17 protein-coding genes and 1 tRNA gene are annotated in these 19,234 nt (G+C 63.1%); 11 read left to right on the forward strand and 7 right to left on the reverse strand.

Features of this window, described 5'->3' with window-relative positions:
• The first annotated feature begins 174 nt into the window (after positions 1 to 174).
• Positions 175 to 837 carry a phosphate signaling complex protein PhoU gene (gene phoU, locus LOC57_RS12780; protein WP_227913322.1) on the forward strand — a complete coding sequence of 221 codons (663 nt, stop codon included), beginning with the start codon at positions 175 to 177 and terminating at the stop codon, positions 835 to 837.
• Positions 838 to 945: 108 nt separating this feature from the next.
• Here the strand turns inward: phoU and LOC57_RS12785 are convergent, their stop codons facing one another.
• The gene (locus tag LOC57_RS12785) at positions 946 to 1,698 is read right to left on the reverse strand and encodes a phosphoglyceromutase (RefSeq protein WP_227913321.1); all 753 of its coding nucleotides are present in this window, start codon (positions 1,696 to 1,698) and stop codon (positions 946 to 948) included.
• 137 nt (positions 1,699 to 1,835) lie between these two features.
• On the opposite strand from LOC57_RS12785, the gene LOC57_RS12790 reads away from it, so the two are divergent.
• Complete coding sequence (locus LOC57_RS12790; RefSeq protein ID WP_442860728.1) at positions 1,836 to 2,630, forward strand: class I SAM-dependent methyltransferase; 795 nt, start codon at positions 1,836 to 1,838, stop codon at positions 2,628 to 2,630.
• A 26-nt stretch (positions 2,631 to 2,656) separates the two neighbouring features.
• Here LOC57_RS12790 and LOC57_RS12795 read toward each other — a convergent pair whose 3' ends face one another.
• Both LOC57_RS12795 and LOC57_RS12800 read right to left on the reverse strand, forming a co-directional pair.
• Positions 2,657 to 2,977 (reverse strand): DUF2516 family protein, encoded by a 321-nt coding sequence (locus LOC57_RS12795; RefSeq protein WP_227913349.1) that lies wholly within the window; start codon positions 2,975 to 2,977, stop codon positions 2,657 to 2,659.
• 18 nt (positions 2,978 to 2,995) lie between these two features.
• Positions 2,996 to 4,141 (reverse strand): trans-sulfuration enzyme family protein, encoded by a 1,146-nt coding sequence (locus LOC57_RS12800; RefSeq protein ID WP_229960184.1) that lies wholly within the window; start codon positions 4,139 to 4,141, stop codon positions 2,996 to 2,998.
• A gap of 97 nt (positions 4,142 to 4,238) precedes the next feature.
• On the opposite strand from LOC57_RS12800, the gene tmk reads away from it, so the two are divergent.
• From tmk to LOC57_RS12830, 6 genes are all read left to right on the forward strand, one after another.
• Entirely contained in the window at positions 4,239 to 4,886 is a 648-nt protein-coding gene (tmk, locus tag LOC57_RS12805; RefSeq protein WP_227913319.1) for a dTMP kinase, read from the forward strand.
• On the forward strand, positions 4,883 to 6,025 hold the full coding sequence (locus LOC57_RS12810) for a DNA polymerase III subunit delta' (RefSeq protein WP_227913318.1): 1,143 nt from the start codon (positions 4,883 to 4,885) through the stop codon (positions 6,023 to 6,025). Before tmk ends, LOC57_RS12810 begins: the two co-directional genes overlap by 4 nt.
• A 76-nt stretch (positions 6,026 to 6,101) precedes the next feature.
• The gene (locus LOC57_RS12815) at positions 6,102 to 7,679 is read left to right on the forward strand and encodes an alpha/beta hydrolase (RefSeq protein ID WP_227913317.1); all 1,578 of its coding nucleotides are present in this window, start codon (positions 6,102 to 6,104) and stop codon (positions 7,677 to 7,679) included.
• A 109-nt stretch (positions 7,680 to 7,788) separates the two neighbouring features.
• Positions 7,789 to 7,861 (forward strand) — tRNA-Thr (locus LOC57_RS12820).
• Between the two features lie 305 nt (positions 7,862 to 8,166).
• Entirely contained in the window at positions 8,167 to 9,339 is a 1,173-nt protein-coding gene (locus LOC57_RS12825; RefSeq protein WP_229960186.1) for an AAA family ATPase, read from the forward strand.
• 103 nt (positions 9,340 to 9,442) lie between these two features.
• A complete protein-coding gene (locus tag LOC57_RS12830; RefSeq protein WP_229960189.1) occupies positions 9,443 to 11,554 on the forward strand; it encodes a S8 family peptidase in 2,112 nt (703 codons plus the stop codon).
• A 61-nt stretch (positions 11,555 to 11,615) separates the two neighbouring features.
• Here LOC57_RS12830 and LOC57_RS12835 read toward each other — a convergent pair whose 3' ends face one another.
• The 3 genes from LOC57_RS12835 to LOC57_RS16615 form a co-directional block, all read right to left on the reverse strand.
• Positions 11,616 to 12,530, reverse strand: coding sequence for a tyrosine-type recombinase/integrase (locus LOC57_RS12835; protein ID WP_229960191.1), 915 nt, complete (start codon positions 12,528 to 12,530; stop codon positions 11,616 to 11,618).
• A gap of 64 nt (positions 12,531 to 12,594) precedes the next feature.
• The gene (locus LOC57_RS12840; protein ID WP_229960193.1) at positions 12,595 to 13,395 is read right to left on the reverse strand and encodes a hypothetical protein; all 801 of its coding nucleotides are present in this window, start codon (positions 13,393 to 13,395) and stop codon (positions 12,595 to 12,597) included.
• A 334-nt stretch (positions 13,396 to 13,729) separates the two neighbouring features.
• The gene (locus tag LOC57_RS16615) at positions 13,730 to 15,136 is read right to left on the reverse strand and encodes an endonuclease domain-containing protein (protein ID WP_442860724.1); all 1,407 of its coding nucleotides are present in this window, start codon (positions 15,134 to 15,136) and stop codon (positions 13,730 to 13,732) included.
• A gap of 1,430 nt (positions 15,137 to 16,566) precedes the next feature.
• Between LOC57_RS16615 and LOC57_RS16620 the strand changes: the two genes are divergently transcribed.
• The 3 genes from LOC57_RS16620 (at position 16,567) to LOC57_RS12850 (ending at position 18,792) form a co-directional block, all read left to right on the forward strand.
• Positions 16,567 to 17,157: a site-specific integrase gene (locus tag LOC57_RS16620; protein ID WP_442860725.1), complete on the forward strand. Its 591-nt coding sequence runs from the start codon at positions 16,567 to 16,569 to the stop codon at positions 17,155 to 17,157.
• 347 nt (positions 17,158 to 17,504) lie between these two features.
• Positions 17,505 to 18,308: a hypothetical protein gene (locus LOC57_RS12845; protein WP_229960195.1), complete on the forward strand. Its 804-nt coding sequence runs from the start codon at positions 17,505 to 17,507 to the stop codon at positions 18,306 to 18,308.
• A gap of 148 nt (positions 18,309 to 18,456) precedes the next feature.
• Positions 18,457 to 18,792 carry a hypothetical protein gene (locus tag LOC57_RS12850; protein WP_227913313.1) on the forward strand — a complete coding sequence of 112 codons (336 nt, stop codon included), beginning with the start codon at positions 18,457 to 18,459 and terminating at the stop codon, positions 18,790 to 18,792.
• A 158-nt stretch (positions 18,793 to 18,950) separates the two neighbouring features.
• Here LOC57_RS12850 and csrA read toward each other — a convergent pair whose 3' ends face one another.
• Entirely contained in the window at positions 18,951 to 19,202 is a 252-nt protein-coding gene (gene csrA, locus LOC57_RS12855; protein ID WP_227913311.1) for a carbon storage regulator CsrA, read from the reverse strand.
• Positions 19,203 to 19,234 lie beyond the last annotated feature (32 nt).

A 19,234-nucleotide genomic window follows, 5' to 3' on the forward strand; every position in this document is an offset into this window, starting at 1 on the left:
AGGCACGCGATTCCCGGCCGGAACGATTCCTGATGGCTTTGGCCGATTAGTTAAACTAACGTTCATCTAAGGGGTCCGTGCGGTTAACCCCGGGCTGACATCCTGCAGGAGCGGCGTGGCCGTACCGCCCCCGCATTTTTTCGCAGAAACCACCGCTTTCGAGAGGACGCTTCAGTGCGCAAGGTTTTCCAGGCCGAACTTCACCAGATCGGTGAAGAACTGACCCAGATATCGCAGCTTGTGACGGAGGCGATGCAGAAAGCCACCCTTGCCTTCGAGGGCGCCGATATTGAACTGGCGCAGGATGTCATTGCCGCCGACGCACGCATCGATTTCCTGCAGAACGACCTGGACGAGCGGGCCATCGACGTCCTGGCCCTGCAGGGTCCCGTTGCCAGCGACCTGCGGATGATTGTGGGCTCGCTGCGTATGAGTGCGTCGCTGGAGCGGATGGGCGACCTTGCACGGCACGTGGCCCAGCTGGCCCGGCTGCGCTACCCGGCCAACGTAGTGCCGGAGGCGATGGTGGAAACGTTCCGGGAAATGGCCCGGCTGGACATCCGCATTTCCGAACGGCTCACCGATTTGCTGGAAACCCGCAACTTGGAACTGAGCAAGGACATCTACGCCGCCAACACGCGGATCAACGAGCTGCATGCAGGGGTCTTCAAGTCCATCGCCTCCGCCGACTGGAATGTACCCGCGGTCAGCACGGTGGACCTCACCCTGGCCAGCCGCTACTTTGAACGGTTTGCCGACCACGGCGTCTCGGTGACCCGCAAGGTCAACTACCTGGTGACGGGAGAATGGCAGCCGCTGTCCGAAAGCGGCGTCTAGCACCGGCGGCAGGCTCCGGACACAGCAAGGGCGGCCCCGCGCGGGACCGCCCTTGCTGTTTGTTTGCCGGCACTGCCCGAGCGCTGCCGGGCAATACCTGCGAAAGTCCTACTTCTTTTTGCCCTGGTTGGCCACGGCCTTGATGGACTCGGCGGCGGCCTCGGGGTCGAGGTAGGTGCCGCCGGCCTTCACCGGCTTGAGGTTTTCATCCAGTTCGTACACCAGCGGGATGCCGGTGGGAATGTTCACCGCGGCAATATCGGCGTCGCTGATGCCGTCCAGGTGCTTGACCAGGGCGCGCAGCGAGTTGCCGTGTGCGGCGATCATCACGGTCTTGCCCGTGCGGATGTCCTTGGAGATGTCCGACTCCCAGTACGGAAGGAAGCGGTCCAGCACGTCCTTGAGGCACTCGGTGCGGGGCAGCACGTCCGAACTCAGGTCCGCGTAGCGCGGATCGTGGGCCTGGGAGAATTCGCTGTCGTCCGGCAGGGGCGGCGGGGGCGTGTCGTAGGAACGGCGCCAGAGCATGAACTGCTCCTCGCCGTATTCGGCCAGGGTCTGGGCCTTGTCCTTGCCCTGCAGCGCACCGTAGTGGCGTTCGTTCAGGCGCCAGCTGCGCTTGACGTCGATCCAGATGCGGTCGGCGGTGCCAAGGGCCAGGTTGGCGGTGTTGATGGCCCGCTGGAGCCGGGACGTGTAGAGGATGTCCGGGAGGATGTTGTTCTCAACCAGCAGCTCACCGCCGCGGATGGCCTCTGCGCGGCCGAGGTCCGTCAGATCCACGTCCACCCAGCCCGTGAAGAGGTTTTTTTCATTCCATTCACTCTGCCCGTGGCGCAGAAGGATCAGTTTGTAGGTCATATAAGCCATGGTATCGGAGAGCACACCTGTCAGGGAGGGCGGCACCTGCACGGACCGCACGCTGCCCCGAGGATTCCAAGCCGCCCCTGCCGCCCGCAACCGCGTCCAGGACGCACCCGCAGTAGGGCTAGCATTATCTGGTGCAAAAAGCCCAGAAACCCGTGGGAAATGTGACCAGGGGCACTACAAACCCCAACCGGCTCAGGCGGGTGGACCGGTGGCTTGCGGGGCCTGCCAAGTGGCGGCTGCGCCAGGCCGCGGACCCCCTGATCGTGGATCTGGGATACGGTGCCGCACCCACCACCGCCGTCGAGCTGCATGGCCGGCTCGGCCGCATCCGTGCCGACGTCGAGGTGATGGGCATCGAAATCGATCCTGCCCGCGTGCTGGCCGCCAAACCGCTGGAACGGGAGGGGCTGAGCTTCCGGCAGGGCGGGTTCGAGCTGCCCGTGGACGGACGCCGGCCGGTGATGGTCCGGGCGTTCAACGTGCTGCGCCAGTATGCGGAAGAGGACTATGCGCAGTACTGGGACATGGTGTGCTCCCGCCTGGCGCCCGGCGGCATTTTCATTGACGGCACCTGCGACGAGATAGGCCGCCGGGCCACCTGGGTGGAACTTGACGCCGGGGGGCCGGTTTCGCTGAGCATTTCGCTGCGGTTCGGCGCCTTCGAGCGGCCCTCCGACGTGGCTGAGCGCCTGCCCAAGGCACTGATTCACCGCAACGTTCCCGGTGAACGGATCCATGCTTTCCTGCAGTCAATGGACCGGGCATGGGAGGAAGCCGCACCCATGGGGTCCTACGGGAACCGGCAGCGCTGGCTCAGCATGTGCGCAGCGTTGAAGGCCGGCGGCGCGCCGCTGCTGACCGGTCCGTCCCGGTGGCGGTTGGGCGAGATCACTGTGGCGTGGGACGCCGTCCGGCCCGCTTAGTGCCCGGTGTTGCCCGGGCCGGTTGTTTACCAGGGGCCGTAGGGGCCCTGGTTGCCTCCCCTGCCGCGGGAGCTGCCAATGGCGGGCTTCACGTCGGCCAGGTACACGGAAGCGGCAATAACCGCGGCCAGCTGGAACAGCAGCAGGCTCAGGGACGGCACGGCAACCGCGAGGACCCCCACGGCACTGGCTCCGCCGGTCAGGCCAAGCCAGAACCCCTTGGTGCGCTTGTAAGCCCGTTCAAAGTCTGCGGGCTTGCGCCGGACGCAGTCCAGGAGCGCCCACAGCTCAATGGCGAGCGCGACTACGCCGAGCGCGAGGTAGAGGTAGTACTGGATCATGTACATGAGGGCCACAGCGCTAGCCTACCGCGTAAGTGCCTGTTGCAGGTCGTTCCAGAGGTCCCCGGGGTTTTCGATGCCGGTGGAAAGCCGCAGCAGGCCTTCGGGAACGGTGTGCGGCTCCCCGGGCTGGCGGCGCCGCCGTTCGATCAGCGACTCGACCCCGCCCAGGGACGTGGCCGGCAGCCACAGCCGTACCGATTCGGTCACCTTTTCCGCGGCTGCCGCGCCGCCGGCCACCTCGATGCACAGCACGGAGCCGAATCCGTTCATCTGCGCCTGGGCCCGGGCGTACCCCGGGTCTTCCGGCAGTCCCGGGTAGCGGACCTTCTCCACCTGCGGCGCCTCCCGCAGCCGCCGGGCCAGTTCCATGGCGGTGGCCTGCGAGCGCTCGATCCGCAGTGCCAGCGTGCGCAGCCCGCGCAGGGCCAGCCACACTTCGAACGGTCCGGCGACGGCGCCGTGCAGGGACCGGTATCGAAGCAGCTGGTCCCGGAGCCCGGGATCGGAGGTGGCCGCAGCGCCCAGGACCACGTCGGAGTGCCCGGCCAGGTACTTGGTCACGGAGTGGACCACGACGTCGGCGCCCAGCAGGAGCGGGCGGGTCACCAGGGGCGTGGCGAAGGTGTTGTCGGCAACCACCAGCGCCCCGGCGTCGCGGGCCGCTGCGGCCAGCACCGGAATGTCGGCGACTTCGAGCATGGGGTTGGTGGGGCTTTCGATCCACAGCATGGCGGCGCCGTCGAGCTGCGCAATCACCTCCCGGGTGTCGGCGATGTCCACGGTCCGCACCGAGAAGCGGCCGTTCGCGGCTTCCTCGGCTGCCAGCAGCAGCGAACCCTGGTAGCTGTGCCGGGGCATCACCACCACCCCGCCTGCCGGAACCAGGGACAGGGCGGCCATCACCGCAGCCAGGCCGGACCCGTAGACCAGGGCGGGCAGGGCGGCACCCTCCAGTTCGCCCAGCGCCTCTTCGAACGGGTCCCAGGTCGGGTTGGAATACCGGCCGTACCCGCGCTCGCCCGCAACGGGGCTGCCGGTGCCGAAGTAGGTGGAGGAGAGCACTATGGGCGGGTTCACCGGCGCATCGTGCTCGCGCACCGGCCGGCCGGCCGAGACAACGAGGGTATCGGGGGAAACAGCTGGTCCGTGCGGGGAAGAGGGGCTCATAGGGATCAGCCTAGTCCGGCGGAGCGTCCCCTCCGCCTACCGGATGCGGTGCGAAAGTGCTGCATGGGCTCCCAGCCGGACTAGGTAGGCTAGGCGGGTGAGCAATTCTAATCTCCCCGAAACCCGCGGCCTGTTCATTGCCATGGAGGGCGGAGACGGCGCCGGGAAGTCCACGCAGGCGCAGCGGCTGACCGAGGCCCTGGAACGCGCCGGGCACTGCGTCCTACGCACCCGCGAACCCGGCGGCACCCCGGTGGGCGAGGCGTTGCGCACACTGGTCCTGGAGCACGGCAACGGAGAAATCGACGCCCGAACCGAAGCGCTCATCTTCGCCGCCTCCCGGGCCGCCCATGTGCAGCAGGTGATTGCCCCCGCGCTGGCCGCCGGAACCGTGGTGGTGTGCGACCGGTACATTGACAGCTCGGTGGCCTACCAGGGCGCCGGCCGGGGGCTGGGCACCGACACCGTGCGCAGCCTGAACAACTGGGCCACCGGCGGGCTGGAACCGGACCTGACCGTCCTGCTCGACGTCGAACCCGAACGCGGGCGGGACCGGCGGACGGCGGGGCAGGGCACCGAAGACCGGCTCGAGTCCGAGCCGGACGCCTTCCACCTGCAGATCCGCCGCGCCTTCCTGGAAACCGCGCAGGCCGAGCCGGGCCGGTACCTGGTGCTCGACGCCGGCCGCCCCAGGGACGAACTGGCCGAGGCCATACTCCGCCGCGTGGAAAAGCTGCTGCCGTGAGTGTGTGGGATGACCTGCAGGGGCAGGACCCGGTGGTGGAGCAGCTGCGCCGAGGCGCCGCCGAACCCCGCCCGAACCACGCCTGGCTGTTCACCGGCCCGCCCGGTTCCGGCCGCTCCAATGCCGCCCGCGCCTTCGCCGCCGCCCTGGTCTGCGAGCAGGAAGACCTTTCCCTGCGCGGATGCGGAAAGTGCAAGGCATGCGTGACCGTACTGGCCGGGTCCCATGCCGACGTCACGTCCGTGACCACGGAGAAAGTCACCATCAGCATTGACGAGGCGCGTGACCTGGTGCGCAAGGCCCAGGACAAGCCGTCCACCGGCCGCTGGCGGGTCATCATCGTGGAAGACGCGGACCGGATGCAGGAACGCAGCACCAACGTGCTGCTCAAAGCCATCGAGGAGCCGCCGCCGCGCACCATCTGGCTGCTGTGCGCCCCCAGCCCCGGAGACGTCCTGGTGACCATCCGCTCCCGGTGCCGCCCGGTGGGCCTGCGGCTGCCCCCGGTGGAAGATGTCGCGCAGCTGCTGATCCGCCGCGACGGGATCGCCCCGGAGGTCGCTATGAACGCCGCCCGCGCCGCGCAGAGCCATGTCGGTGTGGCCAAGCGCCTGGCCACGGACGAAGGTGCGCGCAGCCGCCGGGAGAGCATTGTGCGGCTGCCGCTGTCGCTGCGGAATGTCTCCGGAGCCATGAAGGCGGCCGCTGACCTGGTGTCCCTGGCCGAGGCGGAAGCCGCCAGTTCCTTCGAAGAACGTGACGCTGCAGAGAAGCAGGCCCTGCTTGCCTCCCTGGGCGCACCCGAGGGCGGGACCCTGCCGCCGTCGCTGCGCAGCCAGGTGAAGCGGCTGGAAGAGGACCAGGTGCGCCGCGCGAAACGGTCCAAGAACGACTACTTCGACCGGGCGCTGACGGACCTGCTGTCCTTCTACCGCGATGTGCTGATGATCCAGATCGGCAGCCGCGGACCGCTGGTGAACGAGGCGATGCGCCGCGAGCTGGACGAGTTCGCCGCCTACGGGTCCCCGGAGCAGACCTTGATGCGGATGGAAGAGATCAACACCGTCCGCCGCCGCCTGGTGACCACCAATGTGGCGCCGCTGCTGGCCATCGAGGCGATGACCGTGAGCCTGCTGTAATGTCCACAGCAGGACCTTCCCGCCCTCTTCCGCCAGCCTTCGGACGCCGCAGGCCGAGCCGCACCAGGAGTAAGAAATGACTACCGCCACTGCCCGCCGCCGCTTTCCGCGGATGGCCGCCGCGGCCGTCTCGGCGCTGCTGCTGGCTGCTGCCACCGCCTGCACTCCCGGAGACGGGACGGACCCCGGGGCGGCGGAGCCCGGGCCCGCGGAATCGGCGACGACGGCGTCAGCGGACATCATCGGCGATGTGCCCGAAGAGCTGCAGGAGTTCTACAGCCAGGAAGTGGCCTGGGAGGAGTGCGAAGGGGACTTCCGCTGCGCAACCGTCACGGTGCCAATGGACTATGAAGATCCCGGTGCCGGCACGTTGGAGCTGTCCACCATCATGGCCAGCGCCGACGGGGAGGCCGAGGGCACCATTCTCATCAACCCGGGTGGTCCCGGCGGTTCCGGATACGACTTTGTCCGCCAGTCCCTGGACCAGGTGGCCAGCGACCGGCTGCGGGAGAACTACAACGTGCTGGGCTTCGATCCCCGCGGCGTTGGCCGCTCCTCGCCCGTGAAGTGCCTGGATGATGAGGAAATGGACGCGGCACGCGCCGAGTACGTCGACCCCGGCACCCCGGAGGGACTGGAAGAGGCACGGCTGAGCGCCAAGGCCTTGGCGGATGCCTGCGCTGCCGAAACCGGCGATCTGCTCGGCTTTGTGGACACCGCCAGCGCCGCCCGCGACATGGACGTGCTGCGCGCCGTCGTCGGCGATCAAAAGCTGAACTATCTGGGGTTCTCCTACGGCACCTTCCTCGGCGCCACCTACGCCGAGTTGTTCCCCGGGAACGTGGGGCGGCTGGTGCTCGACGGCGCCCTGGACCCGTCCTCCAGCAACGAGGAAGTGACCCTGGGCCAGGCGGCCGCGTTCGAGAAGGCCATCCGCGCGTATGTTCAGGACTGCCTGACCGGCCGGAACTGTCCGCTTGAAGGCACCCCCGACCAGGCGGTCCAGACCATCCAGGAGCTGCTGGCCTCGGTTGAAGCCAGCCCGATGACGGCGGCGGACGGCCGCGTAGTCACCGTCTCCACGTTCGTCAGCGGCTTCATCCTTCCCCTCTACGACGACGCCAACTGGCCGGTGCTGTCCCAGGCACTGGAGGGTGCGCTCAAGGACGGCGATCCCACCATGATGCTCCGGCTTGCGGACATCAGCGCAGACCGGGACGAGGACGGGCACTACAAGTCCAACAGCACCGTGGCCTTCAGCGCAGTCAACTGCCTGGACTACCCCATGGTCAGCGACGACGCGCAGATGGCCGCGGACGCCCGGGACCTTGAGGCAGCCTCCCCCACCATTGGCAAGTACCTTGCCTACGGCGGCATCACCTGCGAGGTGTGGCCGCATGCACCGGTCAACGAGCCGCATCCGATCAAGGCCGCCGGTGCCGCGGACCTCCTGGTGATCGGCACCACCGGCGACCCGGCCACCCCGTACGAATGGGCGCAGGCACTGGCTGCGCAGATGGACTCCGCCGTGCTGGTGACCTGGGAAGGTGAAGGCCACACGGCTTACGGGCGGGGCAGCCAGTGCGTGGAAGACGTGGTGGATGACTACTTTGTGGACGGCACGGTGCCCGAGGAGGACCTGGTTTGCAGCTGATCCCGTGCCCGGGTTCCGGAGCGCGGCAGGCAGCCATTTTGACCCGCACCGAAGGTGCGTATAAAGTAGTTCCTTGTGGATTCTGCCCGGCAACGGACAGCTGAAGCCCGCCTCCTTAGCTCAGTTGGTAGAGCGTCTCACTCGTAATGAGAAGGTCGCCAGTTCGATTCTGGCAGGAGGCTCAGCGAAAAGCCCCTAGATCCCCCTGATCTAGGGGCTTTCTTGATGATCCTTGACATTGCCTCCTTGATCTGCATTACCGCCTTTGACCGGTGATTCCCGAGCTAGCTGTCACTTTTTCGTCACCTTCTCGCCCGCAACATCGCGGTCACCCGTATTCGAGGGCAACCCTCAGAGGAAGCGTAGAACGGCTGCTGCGGAACGACCTGCGTGCACCGCGATACAGCAACCCCTCCAAGTGATACAAAGTCGCCCCCGAGTGATACGTTTGGTCTCAAAATCGTATCCTCTTGGCGGAAGTGGCGTAATGGAACACCTATCCGAAGTTGTGAAGATCCTGGAAGCCGCACTGCGGCACGATCCACGAAAGGCAGCGGACTACGCGAGTCTTCTGGTGAGCAAACTGGAAGACGAGAAGCAGGGGAGGCAAGCAAACGCAATCCGAACGGTCTTGGCCAAGACACCCGCCCCGACGTTCGCCTCAACTGGGGTTGCGACGGCTCCCCCTCGTGACCAGGACTCGCAACTAGATACGGTAGACGTCCTCAACCCCGATCGGGCTCCGGAAGAAATCGTATTGCACCCGTATGTTGCGGGCACTGTACAAGACTTCCTCATGGCCGTGCGATCACATGAACGATGGCTTGCCGAAGGCATAGCGACAGCTAGCCGCTTGCTGATTTACGGGCCGCCCGGGACCGGCAAAACCTCCATCGCAAGGAAGATCGCTTACGACCTTGGACTCCCACTGATCACGACGAGGAGTGACACTCTTGTCTCATCTCTCCTAGGACAAACCAGTCGCAACATTCGGCAGGTGTTTGAGTTTGCTGACCGCAACCCCTGCGTTCTTTTCTTAGACGAGTTTGATGCGCTGGGTAAGGACCGTACAGACTCTAGAGAGATCGGCGAGCTTCAACGGGTCGTGATCGCTCTACTGCAAAACATCGACGCTATGTCCCCTTCCACTGTGCTGATCGCAGCGACCAATCACGAATCTCTTCTAGATCCAGCGGTGTGGAGACGTTTCGAGAACACACTCAAAGTCGACCTGCCCAATCCGGTTGAACGGCAGGAGATCTGGAAGCAAAAGCTAGGCAGGTTCGCACCATCCCCCAAGGACTTAGAAGTTCTGGTCCGTTTCTCCGAGGGCCTATCAGGTGCCGCGATTCAGACAGCCGCTTTCGACATGGCAAGAACAACCATGCTAGAAGGCCATGAACAGATCGTGCTGACTTCCGCGATGCGCAGGCTCGCCCGGATCAAGTGGTACGACCGCTACCATGTCTTTGACAGCGTACAAACCGAGATTTTGGCATTGAGACAATGGGCACCTACTGTCTTCAGTATCCGCGCCTTGGCTGAACTGTTCGGGGTGAGTGCAAGGCAGGTCTCGAATGCAATCAAAGGGGAAGCATTAAATGGCACCGGAACGTCCGATTCTTTTACTTCCGAGCCGACCCCAGGAAGCACGGCCTAAAACAGGTGGCGGAAGTCAGAAAGATCCTCTCGTCGATGTCACGGCGGACCTCGTCGGGAGACTCTCGACTGAAGTAAGTAGCATCGGTCGGCTTGTCGAATCCATGGACCCGCTGACCGGGGTAAACAGGATTCCACTTGTGATCAACCTGCGAGATGAGGCGCTAGCTAAGTCGAACAGACCAACTGAGTTCCTGACAAGGTCAGGGCTCAGCGTTGAGGCAACGCTGAGAACGGGTGAGATCGTCACGAACGCCAGTCAAAGCACTCTGGCAAACCTCGCTGATCGGATCAACACGCCGTCGACGGCGAAGGAAATCTATGCCGTGTCCACCTTCGACTCGTTCTCGTTATGGGAGCCGTTTGCCCACGCCACTGCATCCGGCAGCGGACAAGAAGTAGTTCAGTCCGCCGCAGAGGATGAAAAGCCTCTGAAGCTCGACTTCTTCCCTTGGCTGGATGTCGAAAGCCCCCTCGTGACTGGGCAACCAATCAGAGATTATCTAGAAGAGGAAGGGTTTGAGCTGCTCGACGCAGTAGGCAGCTCGCGTCGAAAAAGCGCATACTTCCGTGTTTCGCCGTCAGCATCGGCGTCGTCCCTCTTGAAGATCCTAGGCATACGAAGCGCTGTGCTCGCGCCTGATTACAGCGCCTTCAGGGATATCCAACAGCAGTCGTTTCGGAAGGTTTCCTCGTCAGGTTCCGTCACTATCGGCGGTCCCACAACTGCGTCCAGACCAGTCGGCGTACTCGATACCGGCGTGGCAGTTGGAGCCCTGGACCCATGGGTGACGGACCGCGAGACCTACGATCTCGGTAGCGACCGCGACGAGCTACACGGAACCTTCGTTGCGGGGTTGATCGTGGCGTCGAGAGAGATCAATCAGAACGCAGGCTTCCCCGCCGATACTGCGCCCATCGTTGACGGTCAGGTACTACCAAATGGAAGTATCACTGAGCACATCCTGCTAGATCGGATCACAGAGGTAGTAGAGAAACACGCAAAAAATGGCCCACGCGTCTGGAACTGCTCGTTCGCAGCAACTACTGAACTGAATCCGATCGGATACGGTGCTTTCGCCCAGGCAATGGACGAGCTGTCCGCAAAGCACAATGTGCTCTTCGTTCAGGCGGCCGGCAACTACACTGTCCCTCCCGGGCGAGCCTGGCCCCCGGTTGGCGCCCTGACTGACGGCATCGCAAGCCCAGCTGAAGCAGTGCACTCACTGGCTGTTGGGTCTCTTGCTCACCTAGGAGGGGCGGTCCCCGTTGGTTCTCCAGCCTCGTATTCCCGTCGGGGACCGAGTTTCGGTGGTCAGCAGAAACCTGATGTAGTCCATTGGTCAGGCGACTTCGGCGGAACATTTGGTGCCCTCACTGGACACGGCATTCAGTCTGTCATACCGGGTGATGACCTGGCCGAATCTGTGGGAACCTCGTTCGCCACGCCCATCGTCAGCGCAATAGCCGCAAATACGTGGGACGAGATCGAGGCGAGCAGCGGGGCTAACGCAGCGTGTCCCGAACTCGTAAAAGGTTTGCTGGTTCACTCCGCCGCGGTCGCTTCACCAATAAGAGACCAGAGTCATCGCGCCTACTTCGGTGCAGGTGTTCCTACTGAGTCCGGGGTGATCCTGGAGGATACGCCGGACTCATTCACCACGGTGCACGAAGTCAACATGGTGAGGGGCATCGATTGGTTCAAAGATCCGTTTCCAGTCCCAGCATGCCTTCTCACAACCGATGGCAAGCTGAAGGCTGAGATCGTGATGACCGTCGCTTACGCACCGGTAGTTGATGCAGCTTTTGGCGACGAGTGTGTACGAAGCAGTGTCGATGCGAGCTTTGGACGCATGACCTCTACCCCGACAGGGTTTCAGTTGAAAGGGCTTGTTCCATTTGAGAAAGGCGCGCAAGCTCACGCCTGGGAACGAGACCGCGTTCAGATGGGCAAGTGGAGTCCCATCAAGACCTACCGAAAGAAGTACCCCCAAGGCACTGCTGGTGGCGATAGGTGGGCATTAAAGTTGTCCTTGCTTGAACGAGTTGAGGGTGAAGTCACTACAAGCCAAAGAGTCTTCGTGATCCTGACATTCAAAGGCTTGAGCCCCACTCTCCCTGTTTACCAGGATGGCCTTGCAGCCATCAGTGCCTCGAACTACCCCAGTCTCTCGCTCCGCGGCCAGGGACAAATCAGAGTGCAAGCAAACGGCTGAAATTCCACAACAGGCAAGGGATCATAGAAGGCGGAGTGAGACGAACGTCGGCTCGGTTGAATCATGCTAATGCCTTCGCTACGTCGTAGCCTGCTGATTTGGTGAGGTTGTTTCGCGCCCGGTCATAGCGCCGTGTGGTCCGGGGATCTGCATGTCCCATGGAGTCCTGCAGGTCGTGCAGGGCGGTGCCGCTGTCCAGGGCGATGGTGGCGAACGTGTGCCGCAGGCTGTGCGGGCTGATCTGACCGGGGACGCCGGCTGCACGAGCGAGCCGCTGAATAGTGCGGAACACCTCTGACCGGTTCCACGGCTTGCCGGTGGCCGTCGTGAAGATCGACAGGCCCTTGGCTGCCGCCGTCACCAGGTCAGCGCCCGTGGTGCCCAGATAGGTGTTCAGTGCGTCCGCGGCGGGAGCCGGGACGGCGACCTTGGCAATCGTTCCGCCCTTGCGGCGGATAGTCAGCGTGCGGTGCCCCGAGTCGTGACCATAGTCAGCGGTGCTCACACTCAGAGCTTCACTGACCCGGATACCGGTGAACATGAGCAGGCTGACCAGGGCATGCGAGCGCGGTCCGTCCGCACGAGCTGCACCGAGCAGGGCCTTGGCCTGCTCCCTCGTCAATCCCTGCGTTGCACTGTGGTCGCCGTCCACCTTTGGACGGGCGATCAGCTGCACCGGATTGCCCTGCACCAGTCCCATGCCCAGCGCGTACCTATAGAAGCTGGACAGGGCAGACAGCTTGCGTGCCACCGTGGCCGGGGCACCCGCCAGGGTATGCCGGTAACCATCCACATGCACCCGCTCCACCGTGAGCAGGTCCAGCCCGTGGCTGTCCAGCCAGGAACAGAAGTCCACTAGGTTCCGGCTGTACGCCTTCACAGTGTTAGTCGATTGCTGCGCGAGCTGCCACGCGGCGATCAGGCGCGCATGGCGCTCACTGTTACTGGTGGGGAGAGTGGTGTGAATGAGGTCCATGCACACATCATAACTGACATTATGGTGTGGGAATGGAGGTGCTCGGTAGGTCTACGTCCGGCAGTCACTTTCCCTCACTGCGGAAGTAAAGCCGCTCAACTTTTTTTACTCTCAATCGAGCGTTGTAGTTCACGTCTTCTGCGATCCCACGCAACTCCCATTTCCCAAGTCCAGCAGGATAAATAATTGACCCCATGATCTTGAGTTCTTGAGACAGCGCAACACCCTTGTCGGCATCAGGCGACGTCGCCCAACCGCCCTCGCCGGAAATATTGTGACCGTACTTATCGGTTTCCGCCCCATACACCCACCGTGTGATCTGCCCACCAACCAGGATGTACCACGCTCCCTGCGAACCAGGCTCCAAATGAATCTCATTTCGCCCCCTGATTGGCCCACGTTGTCCCAGTTCTAGAAAGAACCCGGGGTGTGAGTGCAGGGTTACTGGATGCGTTCCGGAGTTCACTATGCGGACCCTGTACATGACATACAGCCATTGATCCTGTTGCTGCGGAACCTCAATAAGGGTGCCAAGAGGCACATATGTGTAGGCCTCTTGGGATGAAGAATCGCCGATGACATAGAGCGGTCTATTTTCGGGGAGTATCCGCACCGAGACGGATGGGCCCAACTCGTCGAGCCTGGCACGCAACGCCTCAAGAGCGGTGAACTGTCCCTGTTCGCTCTGGTCTCGGGCGATTGCCAAACTCTCGTTGGCTACGTCCAGTGCGCGCTCACTTGCATCGGCTGCTCGTGTTGCTGCATGGGCCGATTTGCGGGTCTCAACAGCCTGCCATGCGACTACTGCTGCTGAACAAGTGGTAGCTAGCGCTGCAACGACTGTCGCGAAGGTTTGGGCTTCCATCGGAACAGTGTAGATCTGTGCAGTTCCGATACCGGTGGACACACGCCGGAGTTCACCCGGGGCCGGGGGGAGGAACCCCTCTGACGGGGATCACCAGCCCCGGTCGTCTTAGCGCCTCCCACCGTGGGCGGGTTGGAAAGTTTCGACCGCCTACTTTTTGCTGAACGCTTTCAGCGGTGGAAAGCTACACGGCTCTGGGAATAGGGCACCTCTACGCCATCAAGACCATAGAGGAGGGGGCCCCGTCCGGGTTGCCCCTTCCGACCGGCAGCCCTCCTCCGTAGCCGTTTGTACGGCTATCTTCACGTGGGTCACTCCCATCGGTTAATGCGCGCTATGTCTCAGTTTGAGTCGGGGAGGCCACCATTAAGGCAGGCGAACTATGCAAATAGTTCATGGCATTTGCCAGCAGCATTGAACTATCCTGAAACATACCCAGACCGACATTGCATTGACTGCACAGCAATCCACGTACACGTCCGGTCACATGGTCGTGGTCAACATGGTCAGCATCCGGCCGCCCGCATATGGCACAGCGGCCCTCTTCTCCGAATATCTTCTTTAACTCATGCGGAGCCACTCCATATTTCCTTGCACGCTCAAAAAACTTATAGCAGTGGTCACTGCAGAACCTCTGACTCGGCGGCCCTTCATTGGGTTTCCCACAAGTTTGGCACTCAGTGAACGAACCGGCAGAGACATGAAGCCTCTCGTCCTCCCGCCGACAGGCTGCTGAGCAGAATAGGTGGGAAGAAGCGGCTTCCTTCCCACACCTATGACAGGTTCCATTGGCTTTTCGGCGGGCAGGCTCGGCAAGTGGATCGCCATACGTTTGTGACCTGTTGTAGTGCATCGTGCACCATGGGACCCCTGGCGTCCACCGCCTTCTACCGCACCCCTCCACTTCACAATCCGAAAGGAGGGCGGCGCGCTCGCGTGCAACGCGGTAGTTTCTGGTCTTCCGGCATCCGTCGCTGCATGTCATGGGGAGTGCACCCACCCGATTTGTTGGTCGATCTACTGTGAACTCTTCATGGCACTCGGAGCAGGTAATCACGGAAGGACCCGGTGGAGGAGCAGGCGGATCGTCCAGATCCCGCTGGGCTCTCTCAGCTAGCCTCTCAACCCGCTTTGCAGAATTCAGCAAACGGACCTGGTGCGCCTTGCGCTTTTTCTTACACTCCACCCCACAGGTCAAAGGAGGCTTACGACTGGTACCGCGTGGAAAATCATTGCCACACTCCACGCAAGTTAATTCTGTTACCCGCCTAGCCGGGGGATGCTCGTCCGCCACGCTGCGATACGTGCGAACCCGCAATCCAGTGGCCGCCTCCGCTGCAACCCGCGCATTCCTGAGCCGGACACGCTCAGTCCGGCCGACCTTTCTACACTCTTCGCTGCAATAGCCAGGATTCCTAGTTGCGTGAGAAGGCTTATCGAATTCACGGCCGCACTCTATGCACACAAGCGGCTTCGGGGCTAGTTCGATTTGCAGGGGAAATAGTGTATCTTCCTCGGTATCCGAGGAAGATTCTCGAACACGGGAGGCCTTTTCTCTATTCACCCGTGTCCTCCGCGCCCGTCTACAGTCCGGGCTGCAGGCCCGGGGGAGGACTCCCCGACGACCGGCTCCAACAGAAAACGACTCTCCGCATTCCTCGCACGTAAGCTCCATGAGCTCACAGTATTCGTGCCCTCTGACGTTATCTCTTTTGCCGTGCCTTAACATCGTTCGGGACATGCCGCTCACCCTCCCGCCATGGCTACGCTACGAACGGGCGCGGGGGTGGGAGCCCTCCCCCGGCAGGAACCGCGACCGGTCGTCTTAGCACCTCAGTAGGCGAACGGGTTGCAAGGTTTTTAAGGGTGGCATCGACCCTACGCACCCCGGGGAGTCCGGGAAGCAGGACCTCCACCCTCAGATCGCCAAGGGGCGGTATTTCACCACGGTCGTGGTGCTGCGGCTACACATGCCCTCCGGGCCAGGACGATCACGCCCAGCTAGAACGACTAGTTCCTGCCAGATCAGCATCGCACGGTGCTTCAGGGGTTGATGGACGCTGACGACCACATCACCAAATAGGGAAGAGCTCACTTCACGAGCAAACCGGAGGTGATCATCGTTGGGTTCATGCGCCTCGCTCGCTCGCTTGGCTACAAGCCTCAAGTCCGAAAGCACGGCACCTCGGTTGGATCGTCGGATTCACGATCAACAGTCAGGCTCCTGTGGTTCGTCTTCCGCGGAAGGCGCAGCGGGTTGTCGTTCAGACCGGCAGACTGTCGAGGATGCGGTACGTCAGATCAGTAGAGGTTTTGCGAGTTGATGACTGACGTCCTGGAAGCGATCTGAGGGTGGCGGTGGAAGGGGTGATCTGTCCCCTCCACCGGCTTTAACCTCCACCCTTAGATGACGCCGGAGCCTATGCGGTTATGGAAGCTGAGAACCCTCGCGTCCGCCGGCGGCTGTTGCTACGCCACAGCCCGGGTTGTGGCGTCGGGAACCCCGCGATGACCTTCAGGCAGGCAGGGCAAGGATCCTTCACTTGCGTAAATCCGAGTTGATGCCCATAGGCCGCCTGTGCGGCGCAACGGTGGTCCAACCCAAGACGCACGTAGTGCATCTTGGTCTTGTCCCATTCGCGAGCTTGGCTAAGCGTTTCGTCCTCAGCGCGCCGGGTGGGATTCGGCACTTCGCACTGTAGAAGCGGAATAAAAGCATTGGTTTGCATGGCAGTCGTCCTATTGAGAATGTGAAGAAAATGGGTATTGTGCGGTGCGCCGCACGTCCTCTACCTTCTGGTGATCCTCAGGGGCATACAGGGCACGCGCCTGTATGCGGAGGCATGGTGGTCGACAACCACGTTCAGAGGCCAGGATCTGGTGGATCTCGGCGCTTCAACGCCGCGTGAAGGAAGAGGTTTATGGAAAGAAGAAGTTCTACCGAGGTAGAACCTGAAGGTTTACAGACCCGGAGACGGGCTGGGTACGCGGCCTAGGCCGCGTACCCAGGGTGGCGAATGAACCATCACGTGGAAATGTTGCAGGTCAACCTCTACGTCATTGGACGTAGAGGTTGAACTAGGGTCGAAGGTAGGTGACGAGGAGGCCAGCCTAGGAAACACGGATTACATCCCTGCCAGGCAGACAGCTCGGGACCATGTCTATCTTTCGATGCCTCAGCTCGTCGCACTGGCGCTCGCGTCAGGTGAACACTCTCTGTTCATCATGCTTGCCGGAACTTGCGGACTCCGATGGGGCGAGATCACGGCCCTCACGGCGGCTGACGTACAACTTGGCCCCCGCCCATCCTTGTCCATTTCCAAGGCTTACGCAGAAGTGGGCGGCACTCTCATTCTGGGTCCGACAAAGGGTGGAGAAAAGAGGATCGTTCCCCTGCCCAGAGTGGTGGCCGATCGTCTTGCAGTAGTCCTCGAAACGATTGAACCTCGCGAGCGCCTCTTCAGTGGAGCCAGAGGCTCCGCGCTCAGGAACAATACATGGACCAGGCGCCATTATGCCCCCGCCATTGCTGCGGTCGCATCAACAGACGATAGCTTCCCGCGCCCTACTTTCCACGATCTCCGCCATACTGCGGTGAGCCTCGCCATCAGTGCGGGAGCGAACGTGAAAGTTGTCCAGCGAATCGCGGGCCATGCATCAGCCACGATGACACTCGACACCTATGCAGGCTTGTTCGACGACGATCTGCATGACAGTGCCAGCCGAATAAACGACGCTTTGACCGCAAATAGTTGGGGGTAACCGTCACTTTCTCGTCACCTAGAGCGGCTAGTTCCCCGCACTTCGGCGAGTAAGCACTCTTCCTCGTAATGAGAAGGTCGCCAGTTCGATTCTGGCAGGAGGCTCCACTAAGCCCCCGGCACCTGTTGGTGCCGGGGGCTTTTGCGTGCCTGCATAAAACCCGCAGCGGAACAAGCAGTCCGCCGCCTATCCGCGGGGCGGGCGCATGATCGGTTCCGGCGCCGAACCATTTCGCTCCCGGGGCTGCCGTCGGCCCCCGTGCATGTTCCTCGCCGAAGGGTCAGCGCTTTACAGTTTCTGCCCGGGGGTAACAAGCGAAATCACCCATTTGGCGAGAGGTCCCTCCCATGAAAACCCGAAAACTGTTCCTCGTTCCGGCGGCCGTGCTCGGCGCCCTTGTTGTCGCTGCCGGCCCTGCGGCCGCCGAAGACGGCACCTGGCAGGCGGAACTGGCACCGGCCAACAACAGCGGCACCAGCGGCAGCGTGATGGTCGAGGTCCACGGCAGCGAGGCCACGGTGCACATGTCCGTCACCGGCGCCGCCGAAACCTGGCGCGGCGCACCCTTCCCGCACACCCAGCACATCCATGTCGGCGGGCAGGGCGTGTGTGCCGGTCCGGAATCGGATTCCGACGGCGACGGCGTCGTCAGCTCGCCCGAAGGCGCTCCCCTGACCGGGCACATCAGCACGTCCCTGACCATCTCCGGAGACACCAGCCCGGCGTCCGCCGTCGCCGTCGACCGGTTCCCGGGCGGCGGAAGTTACAGCTACGAGCGGACCGTCATACTGGATCCGGAAACCATGGCAGCCCTGCAGGCCGGAACCGCGGCCGTGGAAATGCACGGCGTGGATCCGGCACTCCTGCCGGCAGCGGCACAGCAAAAAACCAGTCCGGAAGATCCTTCGCTTCCGCTGGCGGCAACCCTGCCGGCAGCCTGCGGCGTGCTGATGCCCTCCCAGCTGGACGGTATGCCGCGCGGCGGAGCGGCCGCCGGGGTGGAGGTGGATACGGCGGCCCAAGGTGCCGCTGCATACACCGCGCCGGGCGCCGGGGCGGCGTTGGGCGCGGCCGGCCTGGCCGCCGCCCTGGCTGCCGGGGCGGCAGGTGCGGCTGCTGCCGGCAAGCGGCGCGCGGCACGGCGCAGCTGAGCCCGCTCCCCCAGTCCCTTGCGGAAACACTGTGCATAAATTGGGCCGCCCTTGTGCCGGGCTTGACCGTTTCCTGCCGGAAGCGGGCCTAGCCTCACAGGGAGGATAACAACCGGCGGCCCATCGCCGGAGGAAAGAGGGAATTCGCATGGACACAGCAATGAGCGGCCACACCATCCGCCGCTACACGCGCGTCCAGCGGGATGCCTTCGTAGGACCGGTATGCACCGAGTGCAACCGCCGCATGGTGCCCAGGTGGATCGAGGACCGGGGCCGTTGGATTATCAACGGGTTCCAGTACCCCGGCGTCCGCTGCAGCAACCATGAGCGCCGTGTCCTGCCCGAATACTTCGGACTCCCGCAGCAGGACCCGACCGCGGGCCTGACGGCGAGGAGCGAGTCCGCAGGGTCTGCCCGGCGTTCCAAAGCCGGCAGCCGGTTCCTGGGGCTGGGCACCAAACGCGCAGCGCGCGGCGTCGCCTAGCCTCCGGACCCTTGATATGCCCGGCCGTCCCCGGGCAACTGACCAGGAGCCCCCGCTGTTTTCCCCAAGAAACGGTGGGGGTTTCTGCTGTCCAAAGGGTGCCGGCAGCGAAAACCGGTTTGCCGGTCAGTCGGCAGGCCGGTCAGTCAGCAGGCCGGTCAGTCAGCAGGTGCCGGGGGAATCCGCCCGGCCAGCAGGGCCTTGATCCGCTCTTCGGCGCCCGGAAGGGTTTCGGTGGCGGCCACGTTGGCTTCTTCCACCGCACGCACAACCTCGTTGCGCTGGATCTTCACGCCGCGGGGGGCATCGATGCCGATGCGCACGCCGTCGCCGCGTGAGTCCAGAACGGTAATAACAATGTCATCCCCGATCAGGATCTGCTCTCCGGACCTGCGTGTTAGCACCAGCATCCGCTCACTCTACCGCAATCGGGGGCGCTGCC

The organism is Arthrobacter sp. zg-Y750 (assembly GCF_020907365.1).
Classification (GTDB): Bacteria; Actinomycetota; Actinomycetes; order Actinomycetales; family Micrococcaceae; genus Arthrobacter_B.

What these genes read in the sequence shown, in the direction of transcription:
- LOC57_RS12785 (WP_227913321.1), bottom strand. Translation starts at nt 1,698, where the DNA reads ATGACCTACAAACTGATCCTTCTGCGCCACGGGCAGAGTGAATGGAAT.
- LOC57_RS12795 (WP_227913349.1), bottom strand. Translation starts at nt 2,977, where the DNA reads ATGTACATGATCCAGTACTACCTCTACCTCGCGCTCGGCGTAGTCGCG.
- LOC57_RS12800 (WP_229960184.1), bottom strand. Translation starts at nt 4,141, where the DNA reads ATGAGCCCCTCTTCCCCGCACGGACCAGCTGTTTCCCCCGATACCCTC.
- LOC57_RS12815 (WP_227913317.1), top strand. Translation starts at nt 6,102, where the DNA reads ATGACTACCGCCACTGCCCGCCGCCGCTTTCCGCGGATGGCCGCCGCG.
- LOC57_RS12825 (WP_229960186.1), top strand. Translation starts at nt 8,167, where the DNA reads ATGGAACACCTATCCGAAGTTGTGAAGATCCTGGAAGCCGCACTGCGG.
- LOC57_RS12830 (WP_229960189.1), top strand. Translation starts at nt 9,443, where the DNA reads ATGGACCCGCTGACCGGGGTAAACAGGATTCCACTTGTGATCAACCTG.
- LOC57_RS12835 (WP_229960191.1), bottom strand. Translation starts at nt 12,530, where the DNA reads ATGGACCTCATTCACACCACTCTCCCCACCAGTAACAGTGAGCGCCAT.
- LOC57_RS12840 (WP_229960193.1), bottom strand. Translation starts at nt 13,395, where the DNA reads ATGGAAGCCCAAACCTTCGCGACAGTCGTTGCAGCGCTAGCTACCACT.
- LOC57_RS16615 (WP_442860724.1), bottom strand. Translation starts at nt 15,136, where the DNA reads ATGTCCCGAACGATGTTAAGGCACGGCAAAAGAGATAACGTCAGAGGG.
- LOC57_RS16620 (WP_442860725.1), top strand. Translation starts at nt 16,567, where the DNA reads ATGCCTCAGCTCGTCGCACTGGCGCTCGCGTCAGGTGAACACTCTCTG.
- LOC57_RS12845 (WP_229960195.1), top strand. Translation starts at nt 17,505, where the DNA reads ATGAAAACCCGAAAACTGTTCCTCGTTCCGGCGGCCGTGCTCGGCGCC.
- LOC57_RS12850 (WP_227913313.1), top strand. Translation starts at nt 18,457, where the DNA reads ATGGACACAGCAATGAGCGGCCACACCATCCGCCGCTACACGCGCGTC.
- csrA (WP_227913311.1), bottom strand. Translation starts at nt 19,202, where the DNA reads ATGCTGGTGCTAACACGCAGGTCCGGAGAGCAGATCCTGATCGGGGAT.